The organism is Pseudaestuariivita rosea, assembly GCF_017592335.1.
GTDB classification, from domain to species: domain Bacteria; phylum Pseudomonadota; class Alphaproteobacteria; order Rhodobacterales; family Rhodobacteraceae; genus Parasulfitobacter; species Parasulfitobacter rosea.
The window spans coordinates 60,248-70,948 of record NZ_JACNMP010000017.1 but is presented as its reverse complement, the minus strand read 5'-3'; the positions used below and the strand labels follow the sequence as shown (position 1 = coordinate 70,948).

At 59.5% G+C, this 10,701-nt stretch carries 13 protein-coding genes; 2 read left to right on the top strand and 11 right to left on the bottom strand.

The annotated features are described in order from the left end of the window. Positions 1–378: 378 nt before the first annotated feature. Both H7848_RS12630 and moaA read left to right on the top strand, forming a co-directional pair. Positions 379–1,563: an MFS transporter gene (locus H7848_RS12630; protein ID WP_419555508.1), complete on the top strand. Its 1,185-nt coding sequence runs from the start codon at positions 379–381 to the stop codon at positions 1,561–1,563. An 87-nt stretch (positions 1,564–1,650) separates the two neighbouring features. Then, entirely contained in the window at positions 1,651–2,658 is a 1,008-nt protein-coding gene (moaA, locus tag H7848_RS12625; protein WP_208352063.1) for a GTP 3',8-cyclase MoaA, read from the top strand. A gap of 206 nt (positions 2,659–2,864) precedes the next feature. On the opposite strand, the gene H7848_RS12620 is transcribed toward moaA, so the two are convergent. From H7848_RS12620 to H7848_RS12570, 11 genes are all read right to left on the bottom strand, one after another. After that, complete coding sequence (locus H7848_RS12620; protein ID WP_208352062.1) at positions 2,865–3,281, bottom strand: GFA family protein; 417 nt, start codon at positions 3,279–3,281, stop codon at positions 2,865–2,867. Between the two features lie 124 nt (positions 3,282–3,405). Further along, the gene (locus tag H7848_RS12615; protein WP_208352060.1) at positions 3,406–3,876 is read right to left on the bottom strand and encodes a hypothetical protein; all 471 of its coding nucleotides are present in this window, start codon (positions 3,874–3,876) and stop codon (positions 3,406–3,408) included. A gap of 2 nt (positions 3,877–3,878) precedes the next feature. After that, entirely contained in the window at positions 3,879–4,649 is a 771-nt protein-coding gene (locus H7848_RS12610; RefSeq protein ID WP_208352058.1) for a crotonase/enoyl-CoA hydratase family protein, read from the bottom strand. Continuing rightward, on the bottom strand, positions 4,646–5,155 hold the full coding sequence (locus H7848_RS12605; RefSeq protein ID WP_336512096.1) for a DUF6653 family protein: 510 nt from the start codon (positions 5,153–5,155) through the stop codon (positions 4,646–4,648). Before H7848_RS12605 ends, H7848_RS12610 begins: the two co-directional genes overlap by 4 nt. A gap of 1 nt (position 5,156) precedes the next feature. Beyond that, the gene (locus H7848_RS12600; protein WP_237072729.1) at positions 5,157–6,011 is read right to left on the bottom strand and encodes a hydroxymethylglutaryl-CoA lyase; all 855 of its coding nucleotides are present in this window, start codon (positions 6,009–6,011) and stop codon (positions 5,157–5,159) included. Between the two features lie 20 nt (positions 6,012–6,031). Continuing rightward, the gene (locus H7848_RS12595) at positions 6,032–6,712 is read right to left on the bottom strand and encodes a glutathione S-transferase family protein (protein WP_208352056.1); all 681 of its coding nucleotides are present in this window, start codon (positions 6,710–6,712) and stop codon (positions 6,032–6,034) included. Then, complete coding sequence (locus H7848_RS12590; RefSeq protein ID WP_208352054.1) at positions 6,709–8,721, bottom strand: acetyl/propionyl/methylcrotonyl-CoA carboxylase subunit alpha; 2,013 nt, start codon at positions 8,719–8,721, stop codon at positions 6,709–6,711. Before H7848_RS12590 ends, H7848_RS12595 begins: the two co-directional genes overlap by 4 nt. 26 nt (positions 8,722–8,747) lie before the next feature. Next, positions 8,748–9,287, bottom strand: a complete 540-nt coding sequence (locus H7848_RS12585; protein ID WP_208352052.1) for a hypothetical protein — start codon at positions 9,285–9,287, stop codon at positions 8,748–8,750. Further along, positions 9,284–9,796 carry an O-acetyl-ADP-ribose deacetylase gene (locus H7848_RS12580; RefSeq protein ID WP_208352049.1) on the bottom strand — a complete coding sequence of 171 codons (513 nt, stop codon included), beginning with the start codon at positions 9,794–9,796 and terminating at the stop codon, positions 9,284–9,286. The genes H7848_RS12585 and H7848_RS12580 overlap by 4 nt, the downstream gene beginning before the upstream one ends. Further along, entirely contained in the window at positions 9,793–10,269 is a 477-nt protein-coding gene (locus tag H7848_RS12575) for a hypothetical protein (protein ID WP_208352046.1), read from the bottom strand. The genes H7848_RS12580 and H7848_RS12575 overlap by 4 nt, the downstream gene beginning before the upstream one ends. Then, the gene (locus tag H7848_RS12570; RefSeq protein ID WP_208352045.1) at positions 10,262–10,678 is read right to left on the bottom strand and encodes an ASCH domain-containing protein; all 417 of its coding nucleotides are present in this window, start codon (positions 10,676–10,678) and stop codon (positions 10,262–10,264) included. The genes H7848_RS12575 and H7848_RS12570 overlap by 8 nt, the downstream gene beginning before the upstream one ends. Positions 10,679–10,701 lie beyond the last annotated feature (23 nt).

Below are 10,701 nucleotides of genomic sequence, written 5' to 3'. Positions count from 1 at the left end.
TCTCCCGAAGGTCCATCGAAAGTGCCTTACCCACTGCTCGCCCTCCATCTTGTGGTCGGCGACAGTGAATCAGCAAAATAAGCCTATGTGAATCCCCCTTGATTCAGGTCGATTTCATCACGCTCTAACGTCCGGTTGCAGCTGCGTACGGTCGGATTTGAGTATTTTTGCCAAGAAGAAGTCACTAAGAGCACTCCCACCTTCTTCTTGGTTCAAATACTCAAATCCCCAAGGTTCAAACCAGCCCGATGCCAGATCAGTATTTGTGATGTCAGGGATCAAAAATACTGAATTGACCAGTCGCGGTTTTTCGCAAACTGTCACCTCATGACCAAGGCGCCCCTGATAACCCCTGTTCTGATAGCAGGCTGCGTGATCATGCTGATCAGCTTCGCGATCCGCGCCAGCTTTGGGGTGTTTCAGATCCCGATTGCCGAGGAATTCGGCTGGCTGCGGTCCGAATTTTCGCTGGCCATCGCCATTCAGAACTTGGCCTGGGGGATTGGGCAGCCGATTTTCGGGGCGATTGCCGAAAAGATTGGCGATCGGAAAGCGATCGTCATCGGTGCGGTGCTTTATGCGATTGGGCTGGTGCTGTCGTCCTTCGCGGTCACACCGAAGGCGCATCAATTCCTGGAAATACTCGTGGGCTTTGGCATCGCGGGCACCGGCTTTGGTGTGATCCTGGCAGTGGTGGGGCGTGCGGCCAGCGACGAAAACCGGTCCATGGCGCTGGCCATCGCCACGGCGGCGGGATCGGCCGGTCAGGTCGTGGGCGCCCCTGCGGCCGAGTGGCTACTGACACTGATGAGCTGGCAGATGGTCTTTGTCACCTTCGCGGGCGTGATCCTGGCATCGCTGTTGATGTTGCCCATGATGCGGGTCCAGCCGCCCGTCAGCCGCACCGTGTTGGAAGAAAGCCTGGGCCAGGTTCTGGTCAAAGCCTTTCGTGACCCCAGCTATACCTTGATCTTCCTGGGCTTTTTCAGCTGCGGCTATCAGCTGGCCTTTATCACCGCGCATTTCCCGGCCTTTGTGACCGAGATGTGCGGGCCGATCATGCCCGGCGGGGTTCTGCATACGATGGGCATCACCACGACATCGGCCCTTGGCGCGGCGGCGATTGCCTTGATCGGGCTGGCCAATATTGCGGGCACTCTGGCCGCCGGATGGGCGGGCAAGCGCTATAGCAAGAAATACCTGCTGGCGGGCATCTATATCGCGCGCACCATTGTGGCAGCCGCATTTATCCTGATGCCAATCACGCCGACTTCAGTCATCATTTTTTCCATCGCGATGGGGTCGCTGTGGCTGGCGACGGTTCCACTGACCTCGGGGCTGGTCGCGCATATCTATGGGCTGCGGTATATGGGCACGCTTTACGGCATCGTGTTCTTTAGCCACCAGTTGGGCAGCTTTCTGGGCGTCTGGCTAGGTGGGCAGATGTATGATCTTTACGGTGATTACACTTTTGTCTGGTGGATCGGCGTGGGTGTCGGCGCCTTTTCGGCCATCGTGCACCTGCCCATTCGTGAAAGACCTATTCCTGCCGCAACGGCATAGGCAAAAATCCCGCCCTACCCGTTTTTTGAACCATTCTACTTTAGTCTTGTCTTGCCCCACGGCACGAAACAACTTAGCTGTTTTGATATGAAAACGCCCCTGATTGATCCGTTCCAACGCGCTATCAGCTATCTGCGTGTGTCCGTCACTGACCGCTGCGATTTCCGCTGTGTCTATTGCATGTCGGAAAACATGACCTTTCTGCCCAAGAAAGAGCTGCTAACGCTGGAAGAACTGGACCGGCTGTGCACGAATTTTATCCGCCTTGGGGTGGAAAAGCTGCGGATCACGGGGGGCGAACCCCTGGTGCGGCGCGGCATTATGACGTTTTTCAACGCCATGACGCGCCATCTGGACAGCGGCGATCTAAAGGAGCTGACGCTGACGACCAACGGCAGCCAGCTGGAAAAATACGCGGGCGATCTTTACGCGGCGGGCGTGCGGCGGATCAATATTTCAATCGATACGCTGGATGAAGATAAATTCGCCGAAATCACCCGGTGGGGGCGGTTGCCTCAGGTCCTGCGTGGTCTGGATGCGGCACAAAACGCCGGACTGCGGGTCAAGATCAACACCGTCGCGCTGAAGGATTTCAACGAGGATGAGCTGTTCACCCTGACCCAATTCTGCGCCGACCGCGGCATGGACCTGACGTTTATCGAGGTCATGCCGATGGGCGATATCGGCAACGAAAACCGTCTGGGGCAATACTGGTCACTGAAAGACTTGCGCACGCGGTTGGCCGAGGAATACACCGTCACCGATCTGGCCGAGCGCACCGGCGGCCCCGCGCGCTATGTGCGGCTGGAAGAAACCGGGCAGAAGATCGGGTTTATCACGCCGCTGACCCATAATTTCTGCGAAAGCTGCAACCGGGTGCGGATCACCTGCACCGGTGAAATCTATACCTGTCTGGGGCAAGAGGGCAAATCCGACCTGCGCGCCCCCCTGCGCGCCCACCCCGATGATGATGCCCCGCTAGAAGACGCCATCCGCGCCGCCATTGCCCTGAAACCCAAGGGCCACGATTTCGACTATTCCCGTCAGGAACTGGGCGGCCAGATGTCCCGCCATATGAGCCATACGGGTGGGTGAGTTATTTAGGGTAATGTCCTAAAAACTCTGCGATATATTCATGAGTGCTGAGGGCAGTGACCGTCCCGAGGGTGGCGCAAACGCGCCGCCGTCGTGCTGTAAGCACGCCTTTGGCGTGACGGGGGCGGGTCGGGCGCTGCCCTGTGGTGCCCACCGGGCGGTATAGATGGATGCAGTGTTACAGATTATTATGACGTCGCCTGGCTTTACGGCATACGCTCAAAGCTTGGTATGCCCTCATCGATATGATGATAGGGCTGGCGGTCTATTGTAAAGATCGCGATTTTGGGGCCGCGAAAGCGCGCGGGATCATCCAAAGTCCCGATTTTCAGAACGACATCCGTCATATCAGAGCGGCGTGTCAGAATATGCGTGCCGCAGGTTTTGCAGAACTCGCGCACGACCGCGTTTTCCAGATCATCCCGTTGAAAGAACGCCGGCTGGCCGACCGTATAGTGAAATCCATCCGCAGGCATCAACATGAATAGATTGGGCGCACCACCCGAGGTATACTGGCATTCGCGACAGTGACACTGCCCTTTGACCCGGGGTTTCCCGGCAGCCTTATACCTGAGCGCCCCGCAATAGCATCCACCTTCAAAAACCAGGGCATCTGTCATCATCTGTTCCTCTTTGACAAGAAATCTGAAACATCTTGCCGCGCCTGATTATGCGGACAGCGAATATTCTACCTATAAACAATACGTCCAGCGAGGCACACACAAAACCATTGCAACATAGTGCTCTTCAATCTGATGGTGTTGCAAGGGTATGCATTAAAAGCACCAGAACAAGAATAGACAGAAACAGCCAGGGCAGCACAAATATCCATCCTGAGTTTGTCACAAAGCCATCAAATGGCACCTGTGACGCGAAATCTCCCAATAAACCGGGGCAGATTTCTGAGCCGAGAAAGACGCTGATTAAGCTAAGGCTTTTCCACAGACCAAACAGCCCCCAAATGACACGACGCAGAAGTTTGGACTGGTCACGCAACAATATCCAGATGACGACAAAACTTCCGACAAGTGTGACGGCCCAATCTTCCAGTTCAGCCCAGCTTCTATGCTGTGTGCCAAACCCCAAACGGCTGATTTCACGGCAGGTATCGTCCCATTCAAGCGGCCTAAATCCAAAGACGACTGGCAGGATCATTACGAATAAAACCGTAGACACCGCCAGTAAAACATTTGAAACCAGAGCGTTTGCAGATTTCATAGCTATTTCGCGTGTCGTTTGGATAAAAAGGCTGACACTTCCGTTTTGGCTTCATCACTATCCCACCGCTGCACCAGCGCATGGATCGTATCGTCAATCACCGCGTGATCCACCACCGGCCCCAATCGCGCGATCAGTGCTTTGGTGTCGGCCACAGCGCCCGGCAGGGCGTGCAAATGCGCCTCGATCTCGGCCTCGACCGCTGCATCCAGATCATCCGACACGCGGGCCAGCAGGCCCATTGCCGCGGCCTCATCCGCCTCAAACAGCCGCCCCGACAACATGACGCGCCGGGCATTTGCGGCCCCCATGCGCGCCACCACGTAAGGCCCGATCGTGGCCGGGATCAGACCCAGACGCACCTCGGTCAGACCCATCTTCAGCCCCGACCCCCCAATCGCGATATCACAAACGGCGGCCAAGCCGACCCCGCCGCCGAAGGCGTTGCCCTGCAGCCGCCCGATCAAGGGTTTCGGCATATCGTTCAGCGCCTTCAGCATCAGCGCCAGTTTGCGTGCCTCGGTGAACCGTGTCTCGGCATCCGCGGCCATCTGCGCCTGCATCCAGGCCAGATCACCGCCCGCACAAAAGCTTTTGCCCTGCCCCGTCAGCACCACCACGCGCACCGCCGGATCAGCGCCCAGATCCCCCGCCGCCTGCGTCAGGTCCGCAATCATCTGCGCCGACATCGCGTTGTGCTTGTCGGGGCGCGCCAGCGTCAGTGTCGCGACACCCCTCGCATCGGTCTGTACCTTGATCGTCTGAAAACTCATGTCGTCCCTATCCCCGGAATCGGTTGGCCCTGCCGCACCCAGCCGTCATGGAGCCACACCATCCGGTCACAAAACCACGCCTTGGGCAAGATCGCCAGGGCCATGCCAAACAGCGCCGCTTCCCACCACAATACCACCAGTCCCCAGATCATCAGGATCGCGCCGGGGATGCTGAGCAGACTGAGCAGTTTTGCGGCGGTGACATGGTGCGCGGCAATATCGGCGCGGTGTTCCAGAAAGATACGCTCGCCCAGGACCGCGCGGCTCATCCAATGGTCAAGGCGGTCGGGTTCGGGAAACAGGCGCGGGTTCAGCCAGATCCAAATCGCCGCCAGGCCGATGGGGATCAGCGCCCACCAGCCCAGCCAGACGCGGCTCCAGATCGCAAGCACCAGCACGGGCAGAACCGTGCCAAATCGCGTGATCCCCGACCACGGGTTGGCGTGACGTCGCCAGGTACGGTCGTCCATGGCCAACAGCCGCTCGGCGCCTTTGAAGATATCCACCCTAGTCCCCCCGCATCGCAAGCGCCATTTGCGCGGCGTGGGCCAATACACTTGCATCCAGACCAGTATCATAACCCAGTTGGACCAGCCGCGCATGCACCGCCTCGGTCGCGACATTGCCCGCGGCACCGGGCGCATAGGGGCAACCGCCCAGGCCACCCACAGCCGCATCAAAGACCCGCAGACCGTGATCCAGCGACACCTCGATATTTTCCAAGGCACGCCGCCCCGTGTCGTGATAATGCCCCGCCAATCGATCCGGCACCGCCACGTCCAGCACGGCCTTCAACATGGCCTTGATCCCGTCGGGCGTGGCGCGACCAATCGTGTCGCCCAACGATACCTCATAACATCCCATATCGAACAAGGCCTTCACCACCCGCGCCACATCACCGGGCGCGACCGCGCCGTCATAGGGGCATTCGACCACACAAGACACATAGCCGCGTACGGGCAAGTCCACCGCGCGCGCGGCGTTCATCACGGGGCCGAAACGGTCCAGACTTTCCGCCACCGAACAGTTGATATTGGCCTGCGAAAACCCCTCGGACGCGCTGGCGAACACTGCAATCTCATCAGCCTTGGCCGCCACAGCGCCTTCAAACCCACGCATGTTCGGTACAAGCGCGGCATAGCGCACACCGGGTGCGCGGGTGATCCCGGCCAAAACCTGCGCCCCGTCGGCCATCTGGGGCACCCACTTGGGGCTGACAAAACTGGCCACCTCAATCCGGTCAAAGCCCGCCTGACTGAGACAATCGACCAGGGCAATCTTCTCGGCCGCCGGAATGATCCGCGCCTCGTTCTGCAAGCCATCCCTTGGTCCGACCTCGAATATTCTGACCCGCTCGCCCATCTTTATTGTTCCCTAAATACTCACGATCCCGCTGGCTGATCCCAGGCGGGATAAAACGGCTTCTCGTAAAGTCCCACCGCATCCTCAGGTGGCAAGGACGCTTTGAAAGCAAGGCGTTCCGTGATGCGCTGATACCACGCGCTGACCTGCTCAAACGGCTCAATCTGCGCAAAATGCCGCGCCATATAGATGGCCTGCCCCACACTGATGTCAGCCGCCGAAAACCCGCTGGTCAGGATGTAATCGCGCGCCTCAACAGGCGGGCTAAGACGGGCCTCAAGCGCGGCATAGCATTTTTCAAGCCGCTTTGCTTCCAGCTTCATGACAATCGGGCTGCGCATGCTGTCATCGTAAAGCGCGATGTGCTGTTGCGTCAGCGCCGCCGAATGCTGGCTGATGGTTTCGGCAAAATGCACCCAGACCAGCCAGTCCATGCGGTCCATATCACCCGGCATCCGGCCCAGACCCCGTTCGGGGAAACGTTCGCAGAGGTATTCGGTGATCGCACCCGTTTCAAACATGACCTCGCCATCGATTTCCAGCGCGGGCACGCGGCCAACGGGGTTCAGCGTCAGATAGGCATCGCTGCGCAGTGTCTTGTCAAAGGGATAAACTGCCAGCTCAAAATCGACCTCAAGCTCATTCAGCAGCCAGAGCGTTCGCATGGATCGGGTCTGGTGACAGTGATGCAGGCGGATCATGCGTCTTCCTCTAGCCGGATCAGGGCCTGTCCGGCCTCGACCTGAGTGCCCTCGGCCACCAGCACCTCGGCCACTTTGCCGGACCTTGGGGCGGTCATGCTGTGTTCCATTTTCATCGCCTCCAGAATGGCCAGCCGGTCGCCCTCAGACACGTCGGCGCCCGCAGTGACGCCCACCATTTTCACGAGGCCCGGCATGGGCGCTTCGATCACGTTGCCGCCTGCCCCAGCCGCCGTGTCGCGGGCCAAGGGGTCGATCAGGTCGAAGGTATAGCCATTGCCCCAGAAGACACTGACGTGACTGTCGTGGGTTATGACGTCGGCAGGTACTGATTGGCCATCGATGCGCCAGCCGTTATCTGATCCTTCAATGCGATGACAAGCATCACCGATCTCGACTTCAAACACCCCGCCCGGTGTGAAACACCGGGCTGCGCCGACCCGCCCCCCAGGGCGGCGCATTTGCGCCACCCTCGGGCCGGCGCTGCCCTTCGTCTTGATTTGAGCCTTTATCACCTGATCCCCGCGCATGAATTCCACCGTTTGCGCCACAGGCCCCCACAGCGAAAAGCCTGCAAACTCTGGCACGCCCTGATGCAACCCCATCGCACCCAACGCGGCCAGCGATTGCGCGCGGCTGCAGGGTTCGGGCTGCACCGACAGCGCCTCAAGATCGCGATCAATCAACCCGGTGTCGACATCCCCCGCCTTGAAACCCGAATGCCGCGTCAGCGCGCGCAAGAAGGCCAGATTGGTCACCGTGCCGCCTACCTGCGTCTGCGACAGGGCGCGGTCCAGCTTTGCCAGTGCCACGTCGCGCGTTTCGCCCCAGACGATCAGCTTGGCGATCATGGGGTCGTAATAGGGCGAGATCACATCGCCCGCCCGCACCCCGGTATCTGCCCGCACACCGGGCGGGAATTGCAGATGTTCCAGAGTGCCCGTGGCGGGCAGAAACCCCTTGGGCACGTCCTCGGCATAAAGGCGGGCCTCAAACGCATGGCCGGTCAACGTCAGATCGTCCTGCGCGACCGGCAACGGTTCCCCTGCCGCCACGCGCAATTGCCAGGCTACCAGATCGACGCCCGTGACATATTCGGTCACGGGGTGTTCGACCTGCAACCGCGTGTTCATCTCCATAAAGTAAAACCGATCCGCGCGCAGGCCTTGGCTGCCGTCAACGATGAATTCGACCGTGCCCGCACCGGAATAACCGATTGCCTCGGCGGCGCGCACAGCCGCCTGACCCATGGCCGCGCGCATGTCGTCGGTCATGCCGGGTGCCGGCGCTTCCTCGATCACCTTCTGATGGCGGCGCTGCAGCGAACAGTCGCGTTCAAACAGATGCACCGCGCGGGTCCCATCGCCAAAAACCTGAACCTCGATATGGCGGGGCTGGCTGACAAATTTTTCGATCAGAACGGCGTCGTTGCCAAAGGCACCCTTGGCCTCGGCCCGTGCGCTTGCAAGGGCGGCCTGAAAATCGGCCGGGCGGTCCACTTTGCGCATCCCCTTGCCACCACCGCCCGCGACGGCCTTGATCAGCACCGGATAGCCAGTCGTGTCAGCCGCGCCGGACAGATGTTCAGGGTCCTGATTGTCGCCGTGATAACCCGGCACCACGGGCACGCCCGCCTGCTCCATCAGCGCTTTGGCGGCATCTTTCAGACCCATCGCGCGGATCGCATCGGCGGATGGCCCGATAAAGACCAGGCCTGCGTCCTGTACCGCCTGCACGAAATCGGGGTTTTCCGACAGAAAACCATAACCCGGATGGATCGCCTGCGCGCCGGTATCCAGCGCTGCCTGAATGATCCGGTCGCCGCGCAGATAGCTGTCCGACGGAGCCGCACCGCCGATATGCACGGCCTGATCAGCCACCTGCACATGCAGCGCACCCGCGTCCGCGTCTGAATACACCGCCACCGTCCGCACGCCCAACTCCGCCGCCGTCCGCGCCACCCGCACCGCAATTTCCCCGCGGTTCGCAATCAGGATTTTGTCAAACATCGTCACCCTCCCTCAGGTCCCGGCACTCATCCATTTTCTGGATCAAAGACGTAAGGCACAAAATCCTGCGCCCAGGTCTGTTTGTCTGTCAGTTCAAGATAACCGGACGCATTGCTTGGCGTGACGACTTGCAGCACATCTTGGATTTTTTGTATCAGAAAGCCCTCACATATACTGGAAAATCGCGCGACCAGCCGTTCATGCATATAAATAGACAAGTCGACCTGCCCGGGACCGGTGCAAGTCCTGCCGACCTGGGCGGGCCAGTCGCGATAGCCGGTCTGTACCAGACGAACATTGGCGGCTACGCAGTCTGATAAAAGATGTGGGTGCTGAAAATCGTCTGGATCAGTTTTCAACATGGCCGCGCCAGGTTCACGCGAAAATTCGTAACGCAGCGGATCAGACGACGGCCCGATACCAGCATAAAAAAAATATTCGTCAGACTGGCATCGCATAGTGATCAACCTGTCCCGATCCTGTGGAAGAATGACTTCAGCCTGTACTGCAGGTCCAGTGGCCAGAAAGACAAGAAACAGAGAAAGAACAGATAGACATCTGATCATAAAACGACTCCTGCCGCTTTGAATGCGTTTTCAAGGTGCCGTTTGGTTCGGTGATCAAGCGATACGAAAATGACCTCAGACACAGTGGTTTGGGCCTTTGACACAGTGTCAATCGCGTTCTGCGCGGCTTTGTCGTGGGGGTACCCGTAGGCCCCGGTCGAGATCGCCGGAAAGGCCACTTGCGCGCAGTTATGTGCATCGGCCAGCGCCAGTGATTGCAGATAGCAGGACGCCAGCAGTGTCGCTTCGTCCTGATCCCCGCCGCGCCAGATGGGGCCAACGGTGTGGATCACATGGCGCGCGGGCAAGTTATATCCGCCGGTGATTTTGGCCTGCCCGGTGTCGCATCCGCCCAGGGTTCGGCATTCCTCCAGCAACTCAGGTCCGGCCGCGCGGTGGATGGCGCCATCAACACCGCCCCCACCCAATAGCGATCGGTTCGCCGCGTTCACAATGGCATCGACCTGCAGCGTCGTGATATCGCCCCGCCAGATCGTCAGGCGCGTCATTCCTTGTCCTTTCGGAAGCTGCGATAGCGGTGGCGGTAGATCAGATTGGGGCGGTCGCCGTCGAGGATGTAGAAGATGATCAGCAGGGTGATCGCCGCCGTGAAGACTGTGATCGGGCTGGCCGCCATCATCATAAGCAGAACCTGAAGCCCCCCGGCGATCATTGTCAGCCAGACCGCTGCGGGTGCACGGCTGGCCAAGGCCACGGCCGTCAGCGCATTGATAATCGGCAGAAAAATCAGAAATATCGGCAGCGTTCCAATCAGCAGCATGGTGATCTGCAGGATCGCGGTTGTCCCGAACCAGGCTACGATCAGCCAGATCGCGATGCCTGGTTTGCCCTTGGGGTGGGCGTGGGCCATGGCGGGTGTGACCTCGACCCATCGTCCGCCGGTTTCCTTGTCAATCGGTCCGGCCTTGGCGCCCGGTGGCAGGCCCGGTTCGGTTTCGGTTGGTTTCGGATCATCAGTCATCGGCAAAATCCCTGATCAGGCGGAAGCGTTCGCAGACCAGTTCCATCTGCGCATCAAAGCCCCCATTTCGTTCGAAATAGGTCTGATGATCGCTTCGCCAGCCGTCAAGGCTGTCATTTTCGCCCTCGGCCAGCGCGAAATCGGCGGTGACGTCACAAAAGCGGGTGATGCTGACGTCGATGGTTTCGATGATCAGGGCCGGTGCGCCATCCCATTCCAGCGCGATGTCCTGCCGACCGACTACGGGCATCGCGTCACCCCCTGGCCCGAAATCCCGCAACGCGCCGCATGTGGCGGTTTTCTGACCGGCACGAACCAACGCCAGCAGATCATCACAAAGTGCTTTGCTATCGCCGAAGGTGAAGCTTTCGGCGCCGGGGTATTGGGCAAGGGCCTCGTCAAGGGTCATTGGTTATTCTGCACTATAGCGGT

Coding starts and splice junctions, on each gene's coding strand:
- H7848_RS12630 (WP_419555508.1), top strand. CDS start 379: ATGCTGATCAGCTTCGCGATCCGCGCCAGCTTTGGGGTGTTTCAGATC.
- moaA (WP_208352063.1), top strand. CDS start 1,651: ATGAAAACGCCCCTGATTGATCCGTTCCAACGCGCTATCAGCTATCTG.
- H7848_RS12620 (WP_208352062.1), bottom strand. CDS start 3,281: ATGATGACAGATGCCCTGGTTTTTGAAGGTGGATGCTATTGCGGGGCG.
- H7848_RS12615 (WP_208352060.1), bottom strand. CDS start 3,876: ATGAAATCTGCAAACGCTCTGGTTTCAAATGTTTTACTGGCGGTGTCT.
- H7848_RS12610 (WP_208352058.1), bottom strand. CDS start 4,649: ATGAGTTTTCAGACGATCAAGGTACAGACCGATGCGAGGGGTGTCGCG.
- H7848_RS12600 (WP_237072729.1), bottom strand. CDS start 6,011: ATGGGCGAGCGGGTCAGAATATTCGAGGTCGGACCAAGGGATGGCTTG.
- H7848_RS12595 (WP_208352056.1), bottom strand. CDS start 6,712: ATGATCCGCCTGCATCACTGTCACCAGACCCGATCCATGCGAACGCTC.
- H7848_RS12590 (WP_208352054.1), bottom strand. CDS start 8,721: ATGTTTGACAAAATCCTGATTGCGAACCGCGGGGAAATTGCGGTGCGG.
- H7848_RS12585 (WP_208352052.1), bottom strand. CDS start 9,287: ATGATCAGATGTCTATCTGTTCTTTCTCTGTTTCTTGTCTTTCTGGCC.
- H7848_RS12580 (WP_208352049.1), bottom strand. CDS start 9,796: ATGACGCGCCTGACGATCTGGCGGGGCGATATCACGACGCTGCAGGTC.
- H7848_RS12575 (WP_208352046.1), bottom strand. CDS start 10,269: ATGACTGATGATCCGAAACCAACCGAAACCGAACCGGGCCTGCCACCG.
- H7848_RS12570 (WP_208352045.1), bottom strand. CDS start 10,678: ATGACCCTTGACGAGGCCCTTGCCCAATACCCCGGCGCCGAAAGCTTC.